This window comes from Comamonas sp. SY3 (assembly GCF_041730275.1).
Classification (GTDB): Bacteria; Pseudomonadota; Gammaproteobacteria; order Burkholderiales; family Burkholderiaceae_C; genus Comamonas; species Comamonas sediminis.
This window is the reverse complement of record NZ_JBGTYN010000006.1, coordinates 236,168-259,395: the sequence shown is the minus strand read 5'-3', so window position 1 is coordinate 259,395 and position 23,228 is coordinate 236,168. Positions and strand designations below refer to the sequence as shown.

Sequence of the window (23,228 nt, the reverse complement as noted above, 5' to 3'; positions counted from 1 at the left end):
AAAATAATTGGTATCTGACCCTAAATAAAGTATTTGCTCGGGTATGGGCAGCTGCTCTACATTGACCTTCCCGCGATAGATTATTTGAAGGATTGCGCCATGTCGGCTACCGCACGCGAGCAGATGCAAGCTCAGGGTCTGTATGACCCGACTCTGGAACACGATGCCTGCGGCGTCGGTTTTGTGGCCCACATCAAGGGCCAGAAGAGCCATGCCATCGTGACCCAGGCTCTGAAGATTCTGGAGAACCTGGACCACCGGGGTGCGGTGGGTGCCGACAAGCTGATGGGTGATGGCGCCGGTATCCTGATCCAGCTGCCTGACGCGCTCTACCGCGACGAGATGGCCGCCCAGGGCGTCAAGCTGCCGCCGTTTGGTGAATACGGCGTGGGCATGGTGTTCCTGCCCAAGGAACATGCATCGCGTCTGGCTTGCGAGGAAGAGCTGGAGCGCGCCATCAAGGCCGAAGGCCAGGTGCTGCTGGGCTGGCGCGATGTGCCGGTCAACCGCGAGATGCCGATGTCGCCTACAGTGCGCGAGAAAGAGCCGGTCATCCGCCAGGTGTTCATCGGCCGTGGCGCCGATGTGATCGTGCAGGATGCGCTGGAGCGCAAGCTGTATGTGATCCGCAAGACTGCCAGCGCGGCGATCCAGAACCTGCAGCTCAAGTACAGCAAAGAGTACTACGTGCCCAGCATGAGCAGCCGCACCGTGATCTACAAGGGCCTGCTGCTGGCCGACCAGGTGGGTACCTACTTCCGCGATCTGGAAGATGAGCGCTGCGTCTCCGCGCTGGGCCTGGTGCACCAGCGCTTCTCGACCAACACCTTCCCCGAATGGCCACTGGCCCACCCTTACCGCTATGTGGCGCACAACGGTGAAATCAACACCGTCAAGGGCAACTACAACTGGATGCGCGCCCGCGAAGGCGTGATGAGCTCGCCGGTGCTGGGCAACGATCTGCAAAAGCTCTACCCGATCAGCTTTGCGCACCAGTCCGACACGGCCACCTTCGACAACTGCCTGGAGCTGCTGACCATGGCGGGCTACCCGCTGGCCCAGGCGGTGATGATGATGATCCCCGAGCCTTGGGAGCAGCACGCGACGATGGATTCGCGCCGCCGCGCTTTCTACGAATACCATGCCGCGATGATCGAGCCCTGGGATGGCCCCGCGTCGATCGTGTTCACCGATGGCCGCCAGATCGGCGCCACCCTGGACCGCAACGGCCTGCGTCCGGCCCGTTACTGCGTGACCGACGATGACTTCGTCATCATGGGATCCGAATCGGGCGTGCTGCCCGTGCCCGAGCACAAGATCGTGCGCAAGTGGCGCCTGCAGCCCGGCAAGATGTTCCTGATCGATCTGGACCAGGGCCGTCTGATCGACGACGAAGAAGTCAAGTCCTCGCTGACCAATGCCAAGCCTTACATGCGCTGGATTGAAGACCTGCGCATCCGCCTGGATGACGTGGTCAAGCCCGTGGCCGGAGAGTCGCAGATCGACCAGCAGGCCAAGGCCTCGCAAGAGTTCGGTGCGATTGCCGAGGAGCAGAAGTCCCCGGAGCTGCTGGACCTGCAGCAGGCCTTTGGCTACACCCAGGAAGACATCAAGTTCCTGATGAGCCCGATGGCTGCGAACGGCGAAGAGGGCATTGGCTCGATGGGCAATGACAGCCCGCTGGCCGTGCTGTCCGACAAGAACAAGCCGCTGTACAACTACTTCCGCCAGATGTTCGCGCAGGTGACCAACCCGCCGATCGATCCGATCCGTGAAGCGATTGTGATGAGCCTGGTGTCCTTCATCGGCCCCAAGCCCAACCTGCTGGATATCAACCAGGTCAACCCGCCGCTGCGTCTGGAAGTGACCCAGCCGGTGCTGGACTTCAGCGACATGGTGAAGCTGCGCAACATCCGCTCGCACACCGCTGGCAAGTTCAGCTCGGCCGTGCTCGACATCACCTACCCGCTGGAATGGGGCAGTGAAGGCGTGGAAGCGCGCCTGGCGTCGCTGTGCGCACAAGCCGTTGATGCGATCAAGACCGGCAACAACATCCTGATCATCAGCGACAAGGGTGTCAGCAAGGACCGCGTGGCCATCCAGGCACTGCTGGCGCTGTCTGCCATCCACCAGCACCTGATCCGTGAAGGCCTGCGTACGGCCTGCGGTCTGGTGGTGGAGACCGGCACCGCCCGCGAAGTGCACCACTTCGGCGTGCTGGCCGGCTACGGTGCCGAAGCCGTGCACCCCTACCTGGCGCTGGAGACGATCACCTCGATCCACAAGCACCTGCCTGGCGATCTGTCGGCAGACAAGGCGATCTACAACTACATCAAGGCCATCGGCAAGGGTCTGTCCAAAATCATGTCGAAGATGGGTGTGTCCACCTACATGTCCTACTGCGGTGCGCAGCTGTTCGAAGCGGTCGGCATCAACAGCGAAACCATCGACAAGTACTTCACCGGCACGTCCAGCCGTGTTGAAGGCCTGGGCGTGTTCGAAATTGGCGAAGAAGCCATCCGCCGCCACAAGGCTGCCTTTGGCAACGACCCGGTGCTGGCCACCATGCTGGACACCGGTGGCGAATACGCATGGCGTGCCCGTGGTGAAGAGCACATGTGGAGCCCCGATGCGATTGCCAAGCTGCAGCACTCGACCCGCGCCAACAGCTTCAACACCTACAAGGAATATGCGCAGCTGATCAACGACCAGAGCAAGCGCCACATGACCTTGCGCGGCCTGTTCGAGTTCAAGATCGACCCTGCCAAGGCCATCCCGGTCGAGCAGGTCGAATCGGCGGCCGAGATCGTCAAGCGCTTTGCGACCGGCGCCATGTCGCTGGGCTCGATCAGCACCGAAGCCCATGTGACCCTGGCCGTGGCGATGAACCGCATCGGCGGCAAGAGCAACACCGGTGAGGGCGGTGAAGACCCCGCCCGTTACCGCAACGAGCTCAAGGGCATCCCGATCAAGCAGGGCGAGTCGCTGGCGTCGATCATCGGCAAGGACCAGATCGAATCGGACTACGTGCTGCGAGACGGCGACAGCCTGCGCTCGCGCATCAAGCAAGTGGCATCGGGCCGCTTTGGTGTGACGGCCGAGTACCTGGCCTCTGCGGACCAGATCCAGATCAAGATGGCGCAGGGCGCCAAGCCCGGTGAAGGCGGCCAGCTGCCAGGCGGCAAGGTGACCGAATACATCGGCAAGCAGCGCTACTCGGTGCCCGGCGTGGGCCTGATCTCGCCCCCGCCGCACCACGACATCTACTCGATCGAGGACCTGGCCCAGCTGATCCACGACCTGAAGAACGTCGCCACGCATTCGTCGATCAGCGTCAAGCTGGTGTCCGAAGTCGGTGTCGGCACGATTGCCGCCGGCGTGGCCAAGTGCAAGGCCGACCACGTGGTGATCGCCGGCCATGACGGCGGCACGGGCGCATCGCCGTGGTCGTCGATCAAGCATGCGGGCTCGCCATGGGAAATCGGCCTGGCCGAAACCCAGCAGACCCTGGTGCTCAACGGCCTGCGCAGCCGTATCCGTGTGCAGGCAGACGGCCAGATGAAGACCGGCCGCGACGTGGTGATCGGTGCGCTGCTGGGTGCCGATGAGTTCGGCTTTGCCACCGCGCCGCTGGTGGTCGAGGGCTGCATCATGATGCGCAAGTGCCACCTCAACACCTGTCCGGTGGGTGTGGCCACGCAAGACCCCGAGCTGCGCAAGAAATTCAGCGGCAAGCCCGAGCATGTGGTGAACTTCTTCTTCTTCATCGCCGAAGAAGCGCGCCAGATCATGGCCCAGCTGGGTATCTCCAAGTTCGACGACCTGGTGGGCCGTGCCGACCTGCTGGACATGAAGGCCGGTATCACCCACTGGAAGGCCAAGGGCCTGGACTTTGGCCGCCTGCTGGCCCGTGCCGAAGTGGCGGGCGATGTGCCGCTGTACCACACGCAGAACCAGGACCATGGTCTGGAAAAGGCTTTCGACAACATCCTGATCGAGAAGTCGCGCCCCGCCATTGACAAGGGCGAGCGGGTCAAGATCCTGGAGACCGTGCGCAATGTGAACCGCACCGTGGGCGCGATGCTCTCGGGCGCAGTGACCAAGGTGCATCCCGAAGGCCTGCCTGACGACACCATCCACATCCGTGTCGAGGGCACCGGTGGCCAGTCGTTTGGCGCCTTCCTGTGCAACGGCATCACCCTGTACCTGGTCGGTGACGCGAACGACTACACCGGCAAGGGCCTGTCCGGCGGCCGCGTGGTGGTGCGCCCGAGCCTGGATTTCCGTGGCGAAGCGCACAAGAACATCATCGTGGGCAACACCGTGATGTACGGCGCGACCACCGGTGAGGCCTTCTTGAGCGGCGTGGCCGGCGAGCGCTTTGCAGTGCGCCTGTCGGGCGCCACGGCGGTGGTCGAGGGCACCGGTGACCATGGTTGCGAATACATGACCGGCGGTACCGTGCTGGTGCTTGGCAAGACCGGGCGCAACTTTGCAGCCGGCATGAGTGGCGGTGTGGCCTACGTCTATGACGAGGACGGCCAGTTCGCCAGCCGCTGCAACACCACGATGGTCACGTTGGACAAGGTGCTGAGCCAGTCCGAGCAAGAGGCCAGCATCGACAAGGGCATCTGGCACAACGGCCAGACGGACGAAGCACAGCTCAAGCGCCTGCTTGCGGACCACCTGCGCTGGACGGGCAGCAAGCGTGCCCGTGACCTGCTGGACAACTGGGCGGAGGTGCGCAGCAAGTTCGTCAAGGTGTTCCCGACCGAGTACAAGCGCGCGCTGGGTGAGATCCACGCCCGCGCCGAAGCCAAGGCGCAAGTCGCCAAGGCCAAGACCTCGGCCAAGAAGAGCGTGGACGCCGCCGCGAAGTGAGGCCGCTGGCGGCCCTGCCGCCAAGCACCCCGACCCTTATTAATGACCACGATTGCTGTCCTCGCCAACGCGGCGCGGGCAGCAGCCAAGCAAGAGATCCGATCATGGGAAAAGTCACAGGCTTTATGGAATATGCGCGTATCGACGAGGGCTATGCCCCCGTTGAGGACCGCCTCAAGCACTACAAGGAATTTGTTGTTGGCCTGAACTCGCAGCAGGCCAAGCAGCAAGGCGCCCGCTGCATGGACTGCGGCACGCCGTTCTGCAACAGCGGTTGCCCGGTCAACAACATCATTCCGGATTTCAACGATCTGGTGTACCGCGCCGATTGGGCGGCAGCCTTTCATGTGCTGGATTCGACCAACAACTTCCCCGAGTTCACGGGCCGCATCTGCCCCGCGCCTTGCGAAGCGGCCTGCGTGCTGAACATCAACAGCGATCCGGTGGGCATCAAGTCCATCGAACATGCCATCATCGACCGTGCCTGGGAAGAGGGCTGGGTGCAGGCGCGTCCTCCCAAGCTCCAGACGGGCAAGAAGGTAGCGGTGGTCGGCTCCGGCCCTGCCGGCATGGCGGCAGCCCAGCAATTGGCCCGTGCGGGCCATGCGGTGACATTGTTCGAAAAGAACGACCGCATCGGCGGTCTGCTGCGCTACGGCATCCCTGACTTCAAGCTCGACAAGGTCCACATCGACCGCCGTGCCGCTCAGCTGCAGGCCGAAGGCGTGACCATCCGCACCGGCGTGCTGGTGGCTGGCAAGGACGGGCTGGGCAAGGACAGCAAGGTCACCAACTGGGCCAAGGAAACGGTCTCGCCCGAGCAGCTCAAGGCGGAGTTCGACGCGGTGCTGCTGACCGGCGGCTCCGAGCAGTCGCGCGATCTGCCGGTGCCCGGCCGCGACCTGGACGGCGTGCACTACGCGATGGAGTTCCTGCCCCAGCAAAACAAGATCAATGCCGGCGACAAGCTCAAGGGCCAGATCCGTGCGGATGGCAAGGACGTCATCGTCATCGGCGGTGGCGACACTGGCAGCGACTGCGTGGGCACCAGCAACCGCCACGGCGCCAAAAGCGTCACCCAGTTCGAGGTGATGCCCATGCCGCCCGAAGAGGAAAACAAGCCGCTGGTCTGGCCTTACTGGCCGATCAAGCTGCGCACCAGCTCCAGCCACGAAGAAGGCGCCGTGCGTGAGTTCGCGATCTCGACCAAGACCTTCAACGGCGACAAGGGCAAGGTCAAGAGCCTGACCACCGTGCAGGTCGAGTTCAAGGACGGCAAGCTGAGTGAAGTCAAGGGCACCGAAAAGGAATGGCCTGCCGACCTGGTGCTGCTGGCCATGGGTTTTGTGAACCCCGTCTCCCCCGTGCTGGAAGCCTTTGGCGTCGACAAGGATGCCCGTGGCAACGCCCGTGCCACCACCGACTTCACCGGTGGCTACGCCACCAATGTGGACAAGGTGTTTGCCGCTGGCGACATGCGCCGTGGCCAGTCGCTGGTGGTCTGGGCCATCCGCGAAGGCCGCCAGGCCGCGCGCGCCGTCGACGAGTACCTGATGGGCTGGAGCGATCTGCCGCGCTAAAACCGGTAGCCACTCACCGACCCAAGACCGCAGCCGAGGCTGCGGTCTTTTTTTGTGCCCGCTCGGCCTGAGAGCATCCGAGATACCCAGCATACCCCCTGGGGGTACCTCGGGTTTTCATCTATTTTTCATATGTAATTTTTATCAATTGCATTTATACTGTGGCCCAGTACCTGTATTTGGCGTGCTTTTGCGCCGTTGCGAACACCGCCTGCCATGCCCCATAACGCCGAAGACAAGCACCGCGCCATCACCCGCCTGCGCCGCATCAAAGGCCAGGCGGAGGCCTTGGAGCGGGCGGTGGAGGCGGGCAGTGATTGCGCGCCGATCCTGCAGCAGCTGGCAGCGATGCGCGGTGCCGTGCATGGGCTGATGGCCGACTTGCTCGATGGCCATATGCGCGAGACCATGGCCCGGCAGCCCGCGCCGTCGCAGGCGGACATTGACGAAATGCTGTCGCTGCTGCGCTCGTACCTCAAATAGGCGTGTGGTCATATCCGCGCCTGACTGTTTCCCCCGTTTTTGACCCAAGGAGTCCCCCATGAAATCCCGCGCCGCTGTTGCCTTCAAAGCCGGAGAGCCTTTGCAGATTGTCGAGATCGACGTCGCGCCACCCCAGAAGGGCGAAGTGCTGGTCAAGATCACCCACACGGGCGTGTGCCACACGGATGCCTTCACCTTGAGCGGTGATGACCCGGAAGGCATCTTCCCGGCGGTGCTGGGCCATGAAGGCGCCGGCATTGTGGTGGAAGTGGGCGAGGGCGTCACCAGCGTCCAGCCGGGCGACCATGTGATCCCGCTGTACACGGCCGAGTGCGGCGAATGCCTGTTCTGCAAGAGCGGCAAAACCAACCTCTGCGTGGCGGTGCGTGCCACCCAGGGCAAGGGTGTGATGCCCGACGGCACCACGCGCTTCAGCTACAACGGCGAGCCGATCTACCACTACATGGGCTGCTCCACCTTCTCCGAATACACCGTGGTGGCCGCCGTGTCGCTGGCCAAGGTCAACCCCGATGCCAACCCCGAACAGGTCTGCCTGCTGGGCTGCGGCGTGACCACCGGCCTGGGTGCCGTCAAGAACACCGCCAAGGTGCAAGAGGGCGATACCGTGGCCGTGTTCGGTCTGGGCGGCATCGGCCTGGCGGTGATCCAGGGCGCGCAGCTGGCCAAGGCCGGCCGCATCATTGCCATCGATACCAACCCCGGCAAGTTCGAGCTGGCCAAGACCTTTGGCGCGACCGACTGCATCAACCCCAAGGACTTCGACAAGCCGATCCAGCAGGTGATCGTCGAGATGACCGGCTGGGGCGTGGACCACAGCTTTGAATGCATCGGCAGCACCCAGGTGATGCGTGCGGCGCTGGAATGCGCGCACCGTGGCTGGGGCCAGAGTGTGATCATCGGCGTCGCGGGCGCGGGCCAGGAGATCTCCACCCGTCCTTTCCAGCTGGTGACTGGCCGCAAATGGCTGGGCACCGCCTTTGGCGGCGTCAAGGGTCGCAGCGAGCTGCCCGGCATGGTGGAAGACGCGATGGCCGGCAAGATTAAGCTCGAGCCCTTTGTCACCCACACCATGGGCCTGGCCAAGATCAACGAGGCTTTCGACCTGATGCATGAAGGCAAGTCGATCCGCTCGGTGGTCAATTTCGCCAGCTGAGCATCGCTGAAGGCCGCTGGTCCGTGATGGCCAGCTTCCGCTGCCAGCACGGGACGCAATAGTCCTGCGCAGCGCTGGCAGCGGTGCCAGGGGCGACAATGCGAGGCTTGTTGTCCCTGCGGGCCGGCCCGCACCATTGAAATCCATGTCTTTTACCTCTCTTGGCCTTGCCCCGTCGCTGGCCCACGCTGCCCAGGCCCATGGCCTGATTGCACCCACGGCCATCCAGACCCAAGCCATTCCGGCCATTCTGGACGGGCGTGACCTGCTGGGCTGCGCGCCGACCGGCTCGGGCAAGACGGCGGCCTATGTGCTGCCCTTGATGCAGGCCTGGATGCTCAGCGATGCAGCAGGCCAGGCGGGCCGCCATGAGACGCAGGCCTTGATCCTGGTGCCTACCCGCGAGTTGGCCACCCAGGTGGCCGAGCTGGTCTACTTTGTCGGCGAGGCGCTGGGCCGCCGCCCCAAGGTGGCCGTGCTCACCGGCGGTGTGTCCATCAACCCCCAGCTGCTGGCCTTGCGCGGCGGAGTGGATCTGGTGATTGCCACGCCCGGGCGCTTGCTCGATGTGGTGGCGCATAGCAAGCTGCGGCTGGACACCATCAGCACCCTGGTGCTGGACGAGGCCGACCGGCTGATGGACCTGGGCTTTGCCGACGAACTGCAAAGCGTGCTGGCCCTGGTGCCGCCGCGCGAGCAGCGCCAGACCCTGCTGCTGTCGGCCACCTTTGCCCCAGCGGTGCAGGCGCTGGTGCCCACCTTGCTGCGTGCCACGCATGAGAAGGTGGAGATCGCCTCGACCCACCTGCAGGATGCCACCATCGTGCAGGAGGCCTACTACCTCGATGCCGCCAAGCGCACCGCCTGGCTGCGCGAGCTGGTGACCCAGTACGCCGGCCAGCGCATGCTGGTGTTTGTGGCCAGCCGCTACAGTGCCGAGCATGTGGCCAACAAGCTTTATGACAAGGGCATAAGCGCCACCGCCTTCCATGGCGAGCTGAGCCAGGGCGCACGCCAGCAGGTGCTGCAGGAGTTCCGCAGCAGCCAGTGGCAGGTGCTGGTGACCACCGATCTGGCCGCGCGCGGCATCCATGTCGAGGCACTGCCCCTGGTCATCAACTACGACCTGCCGCGCTCGCCCACTGATTACACCCACCGCATCGGCCGTACCGGCCGGGCCGGTATCTCGGGCCTGGCCATCAGCCTGGTGACCCCCGCCAGCCTGGCGCACTGGAAGCTGATTGCCAAGCGCAATGGGCTCGATGTGGCGCTGCAGAGCCTGGACCAGTACCCGGTCACCGAAGCCGTGCCCGCGCATGCGCCCTCTGAAGATGCCGGCAATGGCGGCATCAAGGGCAAGCGCATGAGCAAGAAAGACAAGCTGCGTGCAGCGGCCGCCCAGGCCGCATCCCCGCAAGCCCCTACCGAAGGAAATTCCGATGTCTGATGCCCAAGCCAGCCTCAAGCTGCAGGCGGCCCATGCCTGCTTTGGCGGCGCCCAGCGTTTTTATGAGCATTTCTCCAGCCAGATCGGCCTGGCGATGAAGTTCTCGGTGTTTCTGCCGCCCAAGGCGGTGGAGGGCGAGAAAGTGCCGGCGCTGCTGTACCTGGCGGGCCTGACCTGTACCGAAGAGACTTTCATGACCAAGGCCGGCGCGCAGCGCCTGGCGGCTTCGCTGAACGTGGCCCTGGTCACCTGCGACACCAGCCCGCGCGGCGCGGGCCTGCCTGGCGAAGCGCAGAGCTGGGATTTTGGCGTGGGTGCCGGTTTCTACCTGGATGCCACGGCCAAGCCCTGGGCACTGCACTGGCGCATGGAAAGCTACATCGTCGACGACCTGCTGCCACTGCTGGGCGCCAAGCTGCCAATCGACCTGCAGCGCCTGGGCATCTTTGGCCACAGCATGGGCGGCCATGGCGCGCTGACCCTGGCGCTGCGCCATCCCGGCGTGTTCAAGTCGGTCTCGGCCTTTGCGCCGATTGCCAACCCCATTAACTGCCCTTGGGGCCAGAAAGCCTTTGCCGGCTATCTGGGCGACAACCAGGCCGAATGGGCGCAGCACGATGCCACCGCCTTGATGGCCGCGCAAAAGCAGCCGCCTTACCCGGCCGGCATCCTCATCGACCAGGGCCTGGCCGACAAGTTCCTGCTCGAAAAGCAGCTGCTGCCCGAAGCCTTTGAAGCTGCCTGTGCGCAGATCGGCCAGCCTTTGACGTTGCGCCGCCATGGCGGCTACGACCACGGCTATTACTTCATCCAGAGCTTTATCGACGAGCACCTGCGCTTTCATGTGAGCCAGCTGTAGACAGAAGCCGATACGCGGATTTCTGCCAGGCGCTGCCGCCCACCCCGGGCTGTGGCGCCTGTTTTATTTGCGCGCCTCGGTCAGCATGCGCAGCGCCAGGCCTGCGAGCACGGTGCCCATCAACCAGCGCTGCACCTGCACCCAGCGGGGGCGGCTGGCCAGAAACCCGGCGATCGAGCCGGCCAGCATCGCGATGGCGGCATTCACGCTGACGCTGACCACGATCTGCGTGAAACCCAGCACCATCGACTGGGAAAAAACGCTGCCTTGCGCCGGGTCGATGAACTGCGGCAGCAGCGACAGGTACATCACGGCAATCTTGGGGTTGAGCAGGTTGGTTAGAAAACCCATCGCAAACAGCTTGCGCGGGCTGTCCTGCGGCAACTGGCGCAGCTCGAACGGCGCGCGCCCGCCGGGCTTGACCGCCTGCCAGGCCAGGTACAGCAGGTACAACGCGCCGCCAATGCGCAGTGCATCGTAGGCGTAGGGAATGGCCATCACCAGCGCGGTGATGCCAAGCGCCGCGCACAGCATGTAGAAGACAAAGCCCAACGCCACACCGCCCAGCGAGATCAAGCCTGCGCTGCGCCCCTGGCATATCGAGCGGGAGATCAGATAGACCATATTGGGCCCGGGCGTCAGGACCATGCCCAGGGAAATGAGGCCAAAGGCGAGCCAGTTGTGGAGTTCAGGCATGGGGCGGGCGCAAATCGCAGTGCAAGAGGGTGGCGGGAGAGGAGGCGCCGACTGCGCATCAGGTGCTGCGTGGCGCTCCCACATCATAGACGCGCAGAGCGCGGTCGCCTATCTCCAGCGCAGGCCATGCAGCGCGCCAGGCCTGGATATGGCTGGACGCAAAATGCGCATCCAGCGCAGCCTGGTCGCTCCACAGCTCTTTGACGTGGATCAGCCCGGGCTCCAGTACATCCTGGGCATAGCCATATTCCAGGCAGCCTGCCTCGGCGCGTGAGGCTTCCACCATCGCCCGCATGGCGGGCAGCGCGCGTTCCAGGTTGGCGGCGGGCAGGCGAACGGTACCAACGATCAACAGCATGGCTTCTCCTATCAGCGGGCCATTTTAGGGTCAGCGCATCCAGCCAGGCACATTGGTTTCCAGCAGCTGGGGCACCATGTCGGCGCTGGTCCACACCACCGCCAGCTGCTCCCACTGCGCCGCCCAGCGCTGGGCATCGTCGCGGCCCAGGCCAATGACCAGAAAGCCCGGTTCAGCCGGCCAGCCATTGGCGGGATGCTGGGCGACCGCAGGCAGCGCGGCCAAGCCGGCGGCGCCCAGCGCGCGGCCCAACTGGGCATGGCGTTCGATATTTTCGTCCTTGTCCAGCAGCTCACCCATGGGGTTGAAGGCGGTGATGAAGCAGCTGCAATCGGTCTGGTGCTGCCGGTACAGTGCGCCGAGCGCCGCCTGGGCCTGGCCCACCTGCAGCAGGAACGGAGCCTGGATCAGCACGTGGTACCGGGTTTCTTCAAAGGCCTTGCGCAGTTCGGGCGAGAGGGTGGTCATAAATGAGGGGACGCCAGTGTTGTAAATCATTCACTCGCGGTATAGAAGGCCGTGAAATGTAGATGCCCTGGTCTCTGTATGGCGACCAGGGCAGCCATCGTAGCGGCTTGCTGACGTCCGACTAGGCCGGCGGAGTTTTCCCCATAAGCGACACGAAATTCGTGTGATCGGAGACAATACGCGATTCGCCCGCACTCTGATGCTTGTAAAAATCAAGTCAAGTGCTCTTACTTTGTCTTTCTCTTTGGTTGAGACACATGAAAAAACGTTCTTTCGTTGCCACCCTGGCGCTGACTGCCTTGCTCACCGCTTGCGGCAAGAATGATGCGCCCAAGCCTGCGGCTGAAGCACCCGCGCCTGCGCCTGTTGCTGCAGCGGTGACCAAGCTGGTGGTCGGTCTGGACGACAACTTCCCGCCGATGGGTTTCCGTGACGAGAAGAACGAAATCGTGGGTTTTGACATCGACATGGCCCGCGAAGCGGCCAAGCGCGCTGGCATCGAAGTGGAATTCAAGCCAATCGACTGGAACGCCAAGGAGGCCGAGCTGCTGGGCAAGCGCGTCGACGCCCTGTGGAATGGCCTGACCATTCTGGAAGAGCGCAAGGAAAAGATCCTCTTCACCGACCCCTACATGGTCAACAAGCAGATCATCATCGTGAAGGCGGGCTCGCCGATCAAGACCAAGGCCGACATGGCTGGCAAGATCGTTGGCGCCCAGGAAGGCTCCAGCGCCGTGACCGCGATGGAAAAGGACAAGGAACTGTCCTCCCAATTCAAGGAAACCAAGCTGTTTGGCGACAACATCGCTGCGCTGATGGATGTGGAAGCCGGCCGCCTGGATGTCGTGGTGGTGGATGAAGTGGTCGGCCGCTACCTGGTCTCCAAGAAGCCTGACAACTACGTGGTGCTGGCCGACGACTTTGGCACCGAGGACTATGGTGTGGGCTTCCGCAAGGACGACGAAGCCACGCGCAACAAGATCAACGACGTGCTGGCCGAGATGAAGAAGGACGGCAAGGCCGAAGAAATCGCCAAGAAGTGGTTTGGCGCCGACGTGATCAAGCATTGATCTGCAGGTGACTTCGCACCGGGCCGGCACAGCGTGCCGGTCTTGTGCTTTTGGGCACGGCCCATGGCCGCCGCAGCGCTGGGCGCTACCCGGCGGCCAGAACGGATTTTTATGACAGGAGTGCCAGACCGGGAGCGCCAACGCGTTCCAAGGCACTCGTGCCTGTGGCAACCAGGCCCGCGGAGCCGGTGCCACCCTGAAGGCCATCGATGGATTATGTAATTTCAATGCTGGGGCCGCTGTCAAACGGCGCCCTGGTGACTCTCAAGCTGTTCTTCATCACCCTGGCGCTGTCGGTGCCGCTGGGTCTGGCCTTGGCGTTGGCGCGCATCTCGCGCTTCAAGGCGCTGGCGCGCTTTGTCGAGGCCTATATCTGGCTGATGCGCGGCACACCGCTGATGCTGCAGCTGCTGTTCATCTACTTCGCGTTACCCTTTGTGCCGGTGATCGGCGTGCGCCTGCCGGACTTCCCGTCGGCCGTCGTGGCATTCGCGCTCAACTACGCAGCCTATTTTGCGGAGATTTTCCGCGCCGGTATCCAGAGCGTGGACCGGGGCCAGTATGAAGGCGCCAAGGTGCTGGGCCTGTCCTACAGCCAGACCATGCGCCGCATTGTGCTGCCCCAGATGGTGCGCACCATCCTGCCGCCGGTCAGCAACGAGACCATCACGCTGGTCAAGGACACGTCGCTGATCTATGTGCTCGCTCTCAACGACCTGCTGCGCGCGGCGCGCGGCATTGTGCAGCGCGACTTCACCACCACGCCCTTTGTGGTGGCGGCCGCCTTCTACCTGCTGATGACGCTGGTGTTGACCTGGGGCTTCAACCGCCTGGAAAAGCGCTATGCCAGGTATGACGCCTAAACAGTGCGTAACGATGAATCGGCACGAAGCAGTAGCAGCGAACAGCGCAGGAGAATGGCAATGACAGGCAATGACATGGGCACCCCGGTAATGGTGCAGGCGCGCGACATCCGCAAGGCCTTCAATGGCAACGAGGTGCTCAAGGGTGTCTCGCTGGATATCCACAAGGGTGAGGTGATGGCGGTGATCGGGCCATCGGGCTCGGGCAAGAGCACCTTTTTGCGCTGCTTGAACCACCTTGAAGTGATCGATTCGGGCGCGGTGGTGGTCGAGGGCCAGACCCTCGTCAGCACCGATGCGCAAGGCCATGCCCAGTACGCACCGGAGGCCCAGATGCGAGCGATTCTGCGCCGCATGGGCATGGTGTTCCAGGGCTTCAACCTGTTCCCGCATCTGTCGGTGATTGACAACATCACCGAGGCACCGATGGTCGTCAAGGGCCTGACGCGCGAGCAGATCATGCCCAAGGCCCAGGAGCTGCTGCGCAAGGTGGGCCTGCTGGAGAAGGCCGATGCGTATCCGGCGCGCCTGTCGGGCGGCCAAAAGCAGCGCGTGGCCATTGCCCGGGCGCTGGCGATGGAGCCCGACATCATGCTGTTTGACGAGCCCACCTCGGCGCTCGATCCGGAGCTGACGGGCGAAGTGCTGCGCACGATGCGCCAGCTGGCCGAGGAGCACATGACCATGCTGGTCGTCACGCACGAAATGGGCTTTGCCCGTGAGGTGGCCCAAACCGTTGTTTTCATGGACCAGGGCGCGCTGATCGAGGCCAAGCCGGCGCGGGCATTTTTCGAAGACTGCAGCCATCCGCGCATTCGTTCCTTTCTGGACAATATGCTCTAATTACGGGCGCTTCTCACCGTTGTTGACGCTGCAGGCAAGCCGCGTCAACGCCTTCTGTGCGATGCTGAAGGCTGGCTTGATGGCACAGGCCGCAACAATAGCCTGCGGCCTTGCGGGGCTTAGGCAGTCCGGGTTACGATCGGACGATTTAAATACATTCATGAATGTTTGTTACAAGCCGTAAGCCGCTCTCCTGCGCTGCGGCAACTGACTACAAAAAAGAGCCCTGCCCCCTCTTATGATGACGATGCCGGATGTTGCCGGCTTTTCTATGCAATCTTCTGCCTCACCACCTCTTGTCGAACTGCGCAATGTCACCTTTGGCTATGGTGACCGCACCATCCTGCGCGATGTGTCGCTGACCATCCCGCGCGGCAAGGTGACGGCGCTGATGGGGGCGTCCGGCGGTGGCAAGACCACGGTGCTGCGCCTGATCGGCGGCCAGGCCCGTGCGCAGGCCGGTCAGGTGCTGCTCGATGGCCAGGATGTGGGCGCGATGAGCCAGGCGCAGCTGTACGCCGCGCGGCGCCGCATGGGCATGCTGTTCCAGTTTGGCGCGCTGTTCACCGATATGACGGTGTTCGAGAACGTGGCCTTTCCGCTGCGCGAGCACACCGATCTGTCCGAAGGCCTGGTGCGCGACATCGTGCTGATGAAGCTGCAGGCCGTGGGCCTGCGCGGTGCACGTGATCTGATGCCTTCGCAGATTTCCGGCGGCATGGCGCGGCGCGTGGCACTGGCCCGCGCGATGGCGCTGGACCCCGAATTCATCATGTACGACGAGCCTTTCGCCGGTCTGGACCCGATTTCGCTGGGTACATCGGCCCAGCTGATCCGCGAACTCAACGATGCATTGGGCCTCACCAGCATCATCGTCTCGCACGATCTGGAAGAGACGTTCAAGCTGGCCGACCAGGTCATTATTCTCGGCCCCGGCGTGGTGGCGGCGCAGGGCACGCCCGATGAGGTGCGTGCCAGCAGCGATCCGCTGGTGCACCAGTTTGTCCACGCACTGCCGCAGGGCCCCGTGCCTTTCCATGTGCAGGGCCCCAGTCTGGATGCGGATTTTGGTGTGGCTGCACTGAAAGGAGGCCGCTGATGCGTTGGTGGCACCCTGCTGATATTGGTTTTGCGCTGCGTTCCAAGGCTGCCGCAGTGGGCCAGGCCACACGCCTGCTGCTGCGCCTGCTGGCCGGACTGGGCTATGTGCTCAAGCGCCCCGGTCTGCTGCGCGACCAGATCCATTTTCTGGGCAACTACTCGCTGGCCATCATTGGCGTGTCGGGCTTGTTTGTCGGCTTTGTGCTGGGTCTGCAGGGCTACTACATCCTGCAGCGCTACGGCTCAGCCGAGGCGGTAGGCATGATGGTGGCCCTGACCCTGCTGCGCGAGCTGGGCCCGGTGGTGACGGCGCTGCTGTTTGCCGGGCGTGCCGGCACCGCATTGACGGCCGAGATCGGCCTGATGAAGGCGGGCGAGCAGCTGTCTGCGATGGAGATGATGGCCGTCGATCCGGTCGAACGCATTCTGGCACCCCGCTTTTGGGCGGGCCTGATTGCGATGCCATTGCTGGCTGCGGTGTTCAGCGCCATCGGCATCATGGGGGGCTGGATCGTCGGCGTGCTGCTGCTCGGCATTGATGGTGGCGCCTTCTGGGGCCAGATGCAAAGCGGCGTCGATGTATTCAAGGATCTGGGCAATGGTGTGATCAAGAGCGTGGTGTTCGGCATCACGGTGACCTTTGTCGCCTTGCTCCAGGGCTTTGTCGCCAAGCCCACCCCTGAAGGTGTCTCGCGTGCCACCACGCGCACCGTGGTAATGGCCTCGTTGTCGGTGCTGGCGCTGGATTTCATGCTCACCGCGATGATGTTCAGCATCTGACGCCTACCTATCGATAGAAAAGAGAAACGGATTCGCATATGCAGCCCTCCAAAACCGATATCTGGGTTGGCCTGTTTGTCATGCTGGGCGCTGCCGCGCTGGTGTTGCTGGCGCTGCGCGCAGGCAACCTGCTGACCTTGGATTTCAACAAAGGCTATGAAGTGACCGCCCGCTTTGACAATATTGGCGGCCTCAAACCCCAGGCCGCAGTGCGCAGCGCCGGGGTCAAGGTGGGGCGCGTCAAGAGCATTGGCTTCAACGACCAGACCTTCCAGGCCGATGTCCATATCGAGCTGACCAATGGCTACGCCTTCCCCAAGGACAGCTCCTTCAAGATCCTGACCAGTGGACTGCTGGGCGATCAGTATGTGGGGGTGGAGGCCGGCTTCGACGAAAAGCCCTTGGTCAGTGGTGATACCGTCACCAATACACAATCGGCTATCGTGCTGGAAAATCTGATCGGCCAGTTCCTCTATGGCAAGGCATCGGAGAGTTCCGCTCCCAAACCTACCGAATAACACAAGCAAAAAAGAGAACGATGATGCGTTATCCAACCAAGCAACCCCATGCACGCGCCCGCAGCTGGCTGCTGGCCTCCTCCCTGGGTCTGGCGGCGGTGCTGAGCGGCTGTGCCAGCGGGCCCGGCGCCAACCCGCGCGACCCGCTGGAGCCCTACAACCGCGCGATGTTCAGCTTCAACGATGCGGTCGACAGTGCGGTGCTCGAGCCCGTGGCCACCGGCTACCGCGATGTGACGCCGACCGTCGTGCGTACCGCCGTGACGAACTTCTTCGCCAACCTGGGTGATCTGTGGTCGGCGGTGAACAATGCATTGCAGCTCAAGGGTGAAGGTACCTACAACAGCGTGGTGCGCTTTACGACCAACACCGTATTCGGTCTGGGCGGTCTGATCGATATCGCCAGCGAGATGGACATCGAACGCCACAAGCAGGACTTTGGCCTGACGATGGCCCGCTATGGCATGCCTGCAGGCGCTTATATCGTCTGGCCATTGCTCGGCCCCTCGACCATCCGCGATTCTGCGGGCATGGTGGTGGACTGGCAGGGCAACGTGGTCAGCTCGATCAACGATGTGCCGGTGCGCAACTCGCTGACCGGCCTGCGCATCGTCAATACCCGCGCCAATCTGCTGGGCACGACCTCGCTGGTGCAGTCCGCTGCGCTGGACAAGTACAGCTTTACCCGTGATGCCTATCTGCAGTTGCGTGAAAACGCGACCCGGTCGGGTGACGAGGAGGACGAAACCCAGTGGATGAACGAATCGGCTGCTGAACCTGCTGCTCAAGGCAACGGGAAGTAAGCGAAACGTTATAAAGCCTTACAACAAACAGGACGGTGCATGCAACTGCGTGCCGTCCCCAGTATCTAAAAACGCTCAGGTCTGCAGCGCAGACGCGGGTAGAAAAGGACACACTATGATGAATCGTCGAGCATGGGGGCAGTATTGCGCTGCCTGGGCGCTGGTGGCTGGCATGGCTTCGGCCCCTTTGGTGGCAAGCGCCGCAGACATGGCACCGGACGCAATGATCAAGCAGCTCTCGGACGAGGTGCTCAACACCTTGAAGACCGACCAGGCGATCCGCAGTGGCGATGTCTCGAAGATCACCTCGTATGTCGACAGCGTCGTGATGCCGAATGTGGACTTTCGCCGCATGATGGCGTCGGCCGTGGGCCCCAAGTGGCGTACCGCGACGGCGGCGCAGCAGCAGCAACTGCAGGATGAATTCAAGAAGCTGATGGTCAACACCTATGCCGGTGCGCTGCACCAGGTGAGCGACCAGACCATCAGCGTCAAACCCGTGCGCATGCAAGCCGGTGACAAGGAGGTGGTGGTGCGCTCGGAGATCCTGGGCCGTGGCGACCCGATCCAGCTGGACTACCGCCTGCAGAAAACGCCTGGCCAGGGCATGGGCTGGAAGATCTACAACCTGAACGTGATGGGTATCTGGATGGTGGAAACCTACCGCAACCAGTTCCAGGAAGAGCTCAACAAGCCCGGAGGCAGTCCTCAGACCTTGATCGACTCCATTGCCGCCCGTAACAAGGCCAATGCGGGCAAAAAGTAAGCGATGGCCGTGCTCAGCCTCCCGTCGACCCTGACCCATGACCAGGCCCAGGCCTGCCTGCAGCAGTTGCAGGCAAGCCTGGCACAGCTGCCCGCAGGCGCTGCGGTGCAGATCGACGCCACTGAGTTGGCGGTGTTCGACTCATCGGCGCTGGCCGTGCTGCTGGGCTGCCGCCGCGCGGCAATGGCGGCGGGCCGGCCCTTGCAGATGCGCGGTCTGTCCGCGCCGGTACTGTCGCTCGCGCGCCTCTATGGCGTCGATGGCCTGCTGCAAACCGCCGGCTGATCACTGAATCCCCAGGACAGCGCCATCTGGCCGCTGCGCCTACAATGGCCGACTCATGTCCGCCATCGCATTCCAATCCGTCTCCAAGGTCTACCAGACCGCCAAGGGGCCCTTCCAGGCATTGAACAACGTCAGCCTCGATATCGAGGAAGGGGAGTTCTTTGGCCTGCTCGGCCCCAACGGCGCGGGCAAGACCACCATGATCAGTATTCTGGCCGGCCTGGCCCGCGCCAGCAGTGGCTCGGTCAAGGTGCTGGGCAGCGACGTGCGCGAGGACTATGCCAACGCGCGACGCAAGCTCGGTATCGTGCCGCAGGAGCTGGTCTTCGATCCCTTTTTCAATGTGCGCGAGTCGCTGCGCATCCAATCGGGCTATTTCGGTGTGAAGAACAACGATGCCTGGATCGACGAGCTGCTCGAAAGCCTGGGGCTGGCCGACAAGGCCACCGCCAATATGCGCCAGCTCTCGGGTGGCATGAAGCGCCGCGTGCTGGTGGCCCAGGCGCTGGTGCACAAGCCGCCGATCATCGTGCTCGATGAGCCCACGGCCGGCGTCGATGTGGAACTGCGCCAGACCTTGTGGCAGTTCGTCAGCAAGCTCAACAAGCAGGGCCACACGGTGCTGCTCACCACCCACTACCTGGAAGAGGCCGAGGCGCTGTGCAACCGCATTGCGATGCTGCGCTCGGGCCATGTGGTGGCACTGTCGACGATGGCCGAGCTGCTGCAGGGCAGCTCCTCGAACGTGCTGCAGTTCAAGACCGATGGCCTGCTGCCGGCGGACCTGGCGGCCCAGGCGCGCATCACCGGCCGCATTGTGCAACTGCCCGCCAGCAGCGCCGCGGACGTGGAGCGCATCCTTGCGCAACTGCGCACTGCCGGCGTGGTGGTGGAAGACCTGGAGATCCGCCGCGCGGATCTGGAGGATGTGTTCTTGCAAGTGATGGCGCGCGATGCCGTGGTGGACCATGCCACGACGCAGCTGGGTGCGGGAGTGGCACGATGAGCGGCTGGCAAACCCTGTTTTACAAAGAAGTGCTGCGTTTTTGGAAGGTGAGCTTCCAGACCGTAGCCGCGCCGGTGCTGACCGCCGTGCTCTATCTGCTGATTTTTGGCCATGTGCTGCAAGGCCGGGTGACGGTGTTCGGCGATGTCAGCTACACCGCCTTCCTGGTGCCGGGCCTGGTGATGATGAGCCTGCTGCAGAACGCCTTTGCCAACAGCTCGTCGAGCCTGGTGCAAAGCAAGATCATGGGCAGCCTGGTGTTTGTGCTGCTGACGCCGCTGTCGCACTGGGGCTGGTTCTTCGCGTTTGTCGGTGCCTCCATCGTGCGCGGTCTGGCCGTGGGCCTGGGCGTCTATGTGATCACCTTGTTTTTTGCGCCGCCGCATTTTGCGTCGCTGCCCTGGGTGCTGATGTTTGCGGTGCTGGGTGCCGGGCTGATGGGAACCCTGGGCCTGCTCGCCGGCCTGTGGGCGGACAAGTTTGACCAGATGGCGGCATTCCAGAATTTCGTGATCGTGCCGATGACCTTTCTGTCGGGCGTGTTCTATTCGATCCAGTCGCTGCCCCCGTTCTGGCAAAAGGTCAGCCACCTGAACCCGTTCTTCTACATGATCGACGGCTTCCGCTACGGCTTTTTTGGCCAGAGCGATACCTCCCCCTGGCTGAGTCTGGGTATTGTGGCCGTCGCCTGGCTGCTGGTGAGTGCGCTGGCCGTGCAGCTGCTGCGCACCGGCTACAAGATCCGCAACTGATGACTACCTGCTGCAGCCCGCGTGGCTGCAGCCGCCTGGCCAGCGTCCCGCCCCACGGCGCGGCTGGCAGGCATTTAGAACCGAACAAGTGAGAGCATGCAATGACTGCTGAGGACCTCAAAGACATCATCACCGCCGGCCTGGCCTGCGAGCATATCGCGCTCGAAGGCGATGGCCGCCACTGGTTTGCGACGATCGTGTCGCCTGCCTTCGAGGGCAAGCGCCTGATCCAGCGCCACCAGCTGGTCTATGCCACGCTGGGCCAGAAGATGCATACCGATGAAGTGCATGCGCTGTCGATGAAGACGCATACCCCTGCTGAGTGGGCTGCCCAGCAGGCCTGATTTTTCTTGTTTCAACCCAGGCTGGCCCAGCCCCATCCGGCGCGGATGCACAGGCTGCCGCTGGCGAAAGTGCCCCATGGACAACACCACCATGATCACCTTGGCCCTCTCCAAAGGCCGCATTTTTGACGAAACCCTGCCACTGCTGGCAGCCGCAGGCATCGAGGTGCTGGAAGACCCCGAAAAATCGCGCAAGCTGATTTTTGCCACCACCCAGCCCGATGTGCAGGTGGTGCTGGTGCGCGCCTCCGATGTGCCCACCTATGTGCAATACGGCGGTGCCGACCTGGGCGTGACCGGCAAGGACACCTTGCTGGAGCATGGCGGTGACGGCCTGTTCCAGCCGCTGGACCTGCAGATTGCCAAGTGCCGCGTGAGCGTGGCGGTGCGCAATGATTTTGACTATGCCCAGGCCGTCAAGCGCGGCGCGCGCCTGCGCGTGGCCACCAAGTACCCGCAGATTGCCCGTGAGTTCTTTGCGCGCAAGGGCGTGCACGTGGACCTGATCAAGCTCTACGGCAGCATGGAACTGGCGCCGCTGACCGGACTGGCCGATGCCATCGTTGACCTGGTGAGCACCGGCAATACGCTGCGCGCCAACCACCTGCAGGAAGTCGAGCACATTATCGACATCAGCTCGCACCTCGTGGTGAACCAGGCGGCGCTCAAGCTCAAGCAAAAGCGCCTGCGTCATATCATCGATGTGTTTGCAGCCGGTGTGGGCCAGAACAGCTGAGCCTCGCCCACCATCCTCAGGCGGGCACCTGCCTGTTTGAAAAGTGTCTGAGTCAGAAGGTAATCATTATGGAATTCGTCGCCGCTCCCGCCCGTCTGTCAACCACCGATGCCCAGTTTGCGCATGACTTTGCGCAGCGCCTGCATTGGTCGGCAGACACGGATGCTGCCATTGAGCAGCGGGTGGCCGACATCCTGGCCGATGTACAAAAGCGCGGCGATGCCGCCGTGCTGGACTACACCGCGCGCTTTGATGGCCTGCAAGCGGAAAGCATGCAGGCGCTGGAGCTGAGCAAGCAAGAGCTGCGGGCTGCATTCGACGGCTTGCCCGCCGACCAGCGCGAGGCACTCGAATCCGCCGCGCGCCGCGTGCGCAGCTACCACGAGGCCCAGAAAAAGGCCAATGGCGAGAGCTGGAGCTACCGCGACGAGGACGGCACCTTGCTGGGCCAGAAGGTTACGCCGCTGGACCGCGTGGGCATCTACGTGCCCGGTGGCAAGGCCGCCTACCCCAGCAGCGTGCTGATGAACGCCATCCCGGCCCATGTGGCCGGTGTGGACGACATCATCATGGTGGTGCCCACGCCCCAGGGCGTGAAGAACCCGCTGGTGCTGGCCGCTGCCTATGTGGCTGGCGTCCACCGCGCCTTCACCATTGGCGGTGCGCAGGCCGTGGCCGCGCTGGCCTACGGCACTGCGACCATCCCCAAGGTGGACAAGATCACCGGCCCGGGCAATGCCTATGTGGCCAGCGCCAAAAAGCGGGTGTTCGGCCTGGTCGGCATCGACATGATTGCCGGCCCCAGCGAAATCCTGGTGCTGGCCGATGGCACAACGCCACCCGACTGGGTCGCGATGGACCTGTTCTCGCAGGCCGAGCACGACGAGCTGGCGCAGTCGATTCTGCTGTGCCCGGATGCCGCCTACCTGGATGCCGTGCAGCGCGAGATCGACCGTCTGCTGCCCGAGATGCCGCGCAAGGCCATCATCGCCAAGAGCCTGTCGGACCGGGGCGCGCTGATCCTCACGCGTGACATGGAAGAGGCCTGCGCGCTGAGCAACCGCATTGCGCCCGAGCATCTGGAGGTCTCCAGCCGCGATCCGCACCAGTGGGAGCCGCTGCTCAAGCACGCGGGCGCGATCTTCCTGGGCGCCTACACCAGCGAGAGCCTGGGCGACTACTGCGCCGGCCCCAACCATGTGCTGCCCACCAGCGGCACCGCCCGTTTCTCGTCGCCACTGGGTGTCTACGATTTCCAGAAGCGCTCCAGCCTGATCGAGGTGAGCGAGGCCGGTGCCCAGGTGCTGGGCAGGACCGCCGCGGTACTGGCCTACGGCGAAGGCCTGCAAGGCCACGCGCGCGCGGCCGAGATGCGCATCAAGCGCTGAGTACTGCACGCCTGCTGCTCCGGCTCA

The 23,228-nt window shown here is 63.4% G+C and carries 23 protein-coding genes; 20 read left to right on the top strand and 3 right to left on the bottom strand.

Annotated elements, in window-relative coordinates; all coding sequences use genetic code 11:
- Positions 1-99 precede the first annotated feature (99 nt).
- From ACCQ08_RS10875 to fghA, 6 genes are all read left to right on the top strand, one after another.
- Complete coding sequence (locus tag ACCQ08_RS10875) at positions 100-4,881, top strand: glutamate synthase-related protein (RefSeq protein WP_373449773.1); 4,782 nt, start codon at positions 100-102, stop codon at positions 4,879-4,881.
- Between the two features lie 104 nt (positions 4,882-4,985).
- Entirely contained in the window at positions 4,986-6,461 is a 1,476-nt protein-coding gene (locus ACCQ08_RS10870) for a glutamate synthase subunit beta (RefSeq protein ID WP_312416576.1), read from the top strand.
- A 216-nt stretch (positions 6,462-6,677) separates the two neighbouring features.
- A complete protein-coding gene (locus ACCQ08_RS10865; protein ID WP_182343504.1) occupies positions 6,678-6,944 on the top strand; it encodes a metal/formaldehyde-sensitive transcriptional repressor in 267 nt (88 codons plus the stop codon).
- 58 nt (positions 6,945-7,002) lie between these two features.
- Entirely contained in the window at positions 7,003-8,118 is a 1,116-nt protein-coding gene (locus tag ACCQ08_RS10860; protein WP_313331517.1) for an S-(hydroxymethyl)glutathione dehydrogenase/class III alcohol dehydrogenase, read from the top strand.
- A 145-nt stretch (positions 8,119-8,263) separates the two neighbouring features.
- Entirely contained in the window at positions 8,264-9,565 is a 1,302-nt protein-coding gene (locus ACCQ08_RS10855) for a DEAD/DEAH box helicase (protein ID WP_373449772.1), read from the top strand.
- A complete protein-coding gene (fghA, locus tag ACCQ08_RS10850; protein ID WP_369460422.1) occupies positions 9,558-10,424 on the top strand; it encodes an S-formylglutathione hydrolase in 867 nt (288 codons plus the stop codon). Before ACCQ08_RS10855 ends, fghA begins: the two co-directional genes overlap by 8 nt.
- A 63-nt stretch (positions 10,425-10,487) precedes the next feature.
- Here fghA and ACCQ08_RS10845 read toward each other — a convergent pair whose 3' ends face one another.
- The 3 genes from ACCQ08_RS10845 to ACCQ08_RS10835 are packed head-to-tail and all read right to left on the bottom strand — an operon-like array spanning position 10,488 to position 11,946.
- On the bottom strand, positions 10,488-11,120 hold the full coding sequence (locus tag ACCQ08_RS10845; RefSeq protein ID WP_373449771.1) for a LysE family translocator: 633 nt from the start codon (positions 11,118-11,120) through the stop codon (positions 10,488-10,490).
- A gap of 58 nt (positions 11,121-11,178) precedes the next feature.
- A complete protein-coding gene (locus ACCQ08_RS10840) occupies positions 11,179-11,478 on the bottom strand; it encodes a putative quinol monooxygenase (protein ID WP_239810754.1) in 300 nt (99 codons plus the stop codon).
- Positions 11,479-11,508: 30 nt separating this feature from the next.
- Entirely contained in the window at positions 11,509-11,946 is a 438-nt protein-coding gene (locus ACCQ08_RS10835) for a DUF3293 domain-containing protein (protein WP_373449770.1), read from the bottom strand.
- 257 nt (positions 11,947-12,203) lie between these two features.
- On the opposite strand from ACCQ08_RS10835, the gene ACCQ08_RS10830 reads away from it, so the two are divergent.
- The 14 genes from ACCQ08_RS10830 (at position 12,204) to hisD (ending at position 23,201) form a co-directional block, all read left to right on the top strand.
- On the top strand, positions 12,204-13,016 hold the full coding sequence (locus ACCQ08_RS10830; protein ID WP_239810756.1) for an amino acid ABC transporter substrate-binding protein: 813 nt from the start codon (positions 12,204-12,206) through the stop codon (positions 13,014-13,016).
- 209 nt (positions 13,017-13,225) lie between these two features.
- On the top strand, positions 13,226-13,879 hold the full coding sequence (locus ACCQ08_RS10825; protein WP_239810757.1) for an amino acid ABC transporter permease: 654 nt from the start codon (positions 13,226-13,228) through the stop codon (positions 13,877-13,879).
- A gap of 54 nt (positions 13,880-13,933) precedes the next feature.
- Positions 13,934-14,722 carry an amino acid ABC transporter ATP-binding protein gene (locus ACCQ08_RS10820; protein WP_305852709.1) on the top strand — a complete coding sequence of 263 codons (789 nt, stop codon included), beginning with the start codon at positions 13,934-13,936 and terminating at the stop codon, positions 14,720-14,722.
- A gap of 271 nt (positions 14,723-14,993) precedes the next feature.
- Positions 14,994-15,821, top strand: coding sequence for an ABC transporter ATP-binding protein (locus ACCQ08_RS10815; protein WP_373449769.1), 828 nt, complete (start codon positions 14,994-14,996; stop codon positions 15,819-15,821).
- Positions 15,821-16,603, top strand: coding sequence for a lipid asymmetry maintenance ABC transporter permease subunit MlaE (mlaE, locus tag ACCQ08_RS10810; protein ID WP_239810759.1), 783 nt, complete (start codon positions 15,821-15,823; stop codon positions 16,601-16,603). The genes ACCQ08_RS10815 and mlaE overlap by 1 nt, the downstream gene beginning before the upstream one ends.
- A 38-nt stretch (positions 16,604-16,641) precedes the next feature.
- Positions 16,642-17,121 carry an outer membrane lipid asymmetry maintenance protein MlaD gene (gene mlaD / locus ACCQ08_RS10805; RefSeq protein ID WP_373449768.1) on the top strand — a complete coding sequence of 160 codons (480 nt, stop codon included), beginning with the start codon at positions 16,642-16,644 and terminating at the stop codon, positions 17,119-17,121.
- 20 nt (positions 17,122-17,141) lie between these two features.
- Positions 17,142-17,924: a VacJ family lipoprotein gene (locus ACCQ08_RS10800; RefSeq protein ID WP_312833738.1), complete on the top strand. Its 783-nt coding sequence runs from the start codon at positions 17,142-17,144 to the stop codon at positions 17,922-17,924.
- A gap of 115 nt (positions 17,925-18,039) precedes the next feature.
- Positions 18,040-18,690, top strand: coding sequence for a phospholipid-binding protein MlaC (locus ACCQ08_RS10795; RefSeq protein ID WP_239810761.1), 651 nt, complete (start codon positions 18,040-18,042; stop codon positions 18,688-18,690).
- Positions 18,691-18,693: 3 nt separating this feature from the next.
- A complete protein-coding gene (locus ACCQ08_RS10790; RefSeq protein ID WP_373449767.1) occupies positions 18,694-18,975 on the top strand; it encodes a lipid asymmetry maintenance protein MlaB in 282 nt (93 codons plus the stop codon).
- Between the two features lie 55 nt (positions 18,976-19,030).
- Positions 19,031-19,981 (top strand): ABC transporter ATP-binding protein, encoded by a 951-nt coding sequence (locus tag ACCQ08_RS10785; RefSeq protein WP_021026080.1) that lies wholly within the window; start codon positions 19,031-19,033, stop codon positions 19,979-19,981.
- Positions 19,978-20,733, top strand: a complete 756-nt coding sequence (locus ACCQ08_RS10780; RefSeq protein WP_239810764.1) for an ABC transporter permease — start codon at positions 19,978-19,980, stop codon at positions 20,731-20,733. Before ACCQ08_RS10785 ends, ACCQ08_RS10780 begins: the two co-directional genes overlap by 4 nt.
- A gap of 101 nt (positions 20,734-20,834) precedes the next feature.
- A complete protein-coding gene (locus ACCQ08_RS10775; protein ID WP_021026078.1) occupies positions 20,835-21,077 on the top strand; it encodes a BolA family protein in 243 nt (80 codons plus the stop codon).
- Between the two features lie 91 nt (positions 21,078-21,168).
- The gene (hisG, locus tag ACCQ08_RS10770; protein ID WP_239812625.1) at positions 21,169-21,813 is read left to right on the top strand and encodes an ATP phosphoribosyltransferase; all 645 of its coding nucleotides are present in this window, start codon (positions 21,169-21,171) and stop codon (positions 21,811-21,813) included.
- Positions 21,814-21,881: 68 nt separating this feature from the next.
- Positions 21,882-23,201: a histidinol dehydrogenase gene (gene hisD, locus ACCQ08_RS10765; RefSeq protein WP_373449766.1), complete on the top strand. Its 1,320-nt coding sequence runs from the start codon at positions 21,882-21,884 to the stop codon at positions 23,199-23,201.
- The last annotated feature ends 27 nt before the right edge of the window (positions 23,202-23,228 follow it).

Excerpts from the sequence above, each read along its gene's own strand:
- hisD (WP_373449766.1), top strand. The coding sequence starts at position 21,882 with ATGGAATTCGTCGCCGCTCCCGCCCGTCTGTCAACCACCGATGCCCAG.
- fghA (WP_369460422.1), top strand. The coding sequence starts at position 9,558 with ATGTCTGATGCCCAAGCCAGCCTCAAGCTGCAGGCGGCCCATGCCTGC.
- ACCQ08_RS10855 (WP_373449772.1), top strand. The coding sequence starts at position 8,264 with ATGTCTTTTACCTCTCTTGGCCTTGCCCCGTCGCTGGCCCACGCTGCC.
- ACCQ08_RS10825 (WP_239810757.1), top strand. The coding sequence starts at position 13,226 with ATGGATTATGTAATTTCAATGCTGGGGCCGCTGTCAAACGGCGCCCTG.
- ACCQ08_RS10860 (WP_313331517.1), top strand. The coding sequence starts at position 7,003 with ATGAAATCCCGCGCCGCTGTTGCCTTCAAAGCCGGAGAGCCTTTGCAG.
- mlaE (WP_239810759.1), top strand. The coding sequence starts at position 15,821 with ATGCGTTGGTGGCACCCTGCTGATATTGGTTTTGCGCTGCGTTCCAAG.
- hisG (WP_239812625.1), top strand. The coding sequence starts at position 21,169 with ATGATCACCTTGGCCCTCTCCAAAGGCCGCATTTTTGACGAAACCCTG.
- ACCQ08_RS10780 (WP_239810764.1), top strand. The coding sequence starts at position 19,978 with ATGAGCGGCTGGCAAACCCTGTTTTACAAAGAAGTGCTGCGTTTTTGG.
- ACCQ08_RS10840 (WP_239810754.1), bottom strand. The coding sequence starts at position 11,478 with ATGCTGTTGATCGTTGGTACCGTTCGCCTGCCCGCCGCCAACCTGGAA.
- ACCQ08_RS10815 (WP_373449769.1), top strand. The coding sequence starts at position 14,994 with ATGCAATCTTCTGCCTCACCACCTCTTGTCGAACTGCGCAATGTCACC.
- ACCQ08_RS10845 (WP_373449771.1), bottom strand. The coding sequence starts at position 11,120 with ATGCCTGAACTCCACAACTGGCTCGCCTTTGGCCTCATTTCCCTGGGC.
- ACCQ08_RS10800 (WP_312833738.1), top strand. The coding sequence starts at position 17,142 with ATGATGCGTTATCCAACCAAGCAACCCCATGCACGCGCCCGCAGCTGG.
- ACCQ08_RS10830 (WP_239810756.1), top strand. The coding sequence starts at position 12,204 with ATGAAAAAACGTTCTTTCGTTGCCACCCTGGCGCTGACTGCCTTGCTC.
- mlaD (WP_373449768.1), top strand. The coding sequence starts at position 16,642 with ATGCAGCCCTCCAAAACCGATATCTGGGTTGGCCTGTTTGTCATGCTG.
- ACCQ08_RS10820 (WP_305852709.1), top strand. The coding sequence starts at position 13,934 with ATGGCAATGACAGGCAATGACATGGGCACCCCGGTAATGGTGCAGGCG.
- ACCQ08_RS10775 (WP_021026078.1), top strand. The coding sequence starts at position 20,835 with ATGACTGCTGAGGACCTCAAAGACATCATCACCGCCGGCCTGGCCTGC.
- ACCQ08_RS10875 (WP_373449773.1), top strand. The coding sequence starts at position 100 with ATGTCGGCTACCGCACGCGAGCAGATGCAAGCTCAGGGTCTGTATGAC.
- ACCQ08_RS10785 (WP_021026080.1), top strand. The coding sequence starts at position 19,031 with ATGTCCGCCATCGCATTCCAATCCGTCTCCAAGGTCTACCAGACCGCC.
- ACCQ08_RS10870 (WP_312416576.1), top strand. The coding sequence starts at position 4,986 with ATGGGAAAAGTCACAGGCTTTATGGAATATGCGCGTATCGACGAGGGC.
- ACCQ08_RS10790 (WP_373449767.1), top strand. The coding sequence starts at position 18,694 with ATGGCCGTGCTCAGCCTCCCGTCGACCCTGACCCATGACCAGGCCCAG.
- ACCQ08_RS10865 (WP_182343504.1), top strand. The coding sequence starts at position 6,678 with ATGCCCCATAACGCCGAAGACAAGCACCGCGCCATCACCCGCCTGCGC.
- ACCQ08_RS10835 (WP_373449770.1), bottom strand. The coding sequence starts at position 11,946 with ATGACCACCCTCTCGCCCGAACTGCGCAAGGCCTTTGAAGAAACCCGG.
- ACCQ08_RS10795 (WP_239810761.1), top strand. The coding sequence starts at position 18,040 with ATGATGAATCGTCGAGCATGGGGGCAGTATTGCGCTGCCTGGGCGCTG.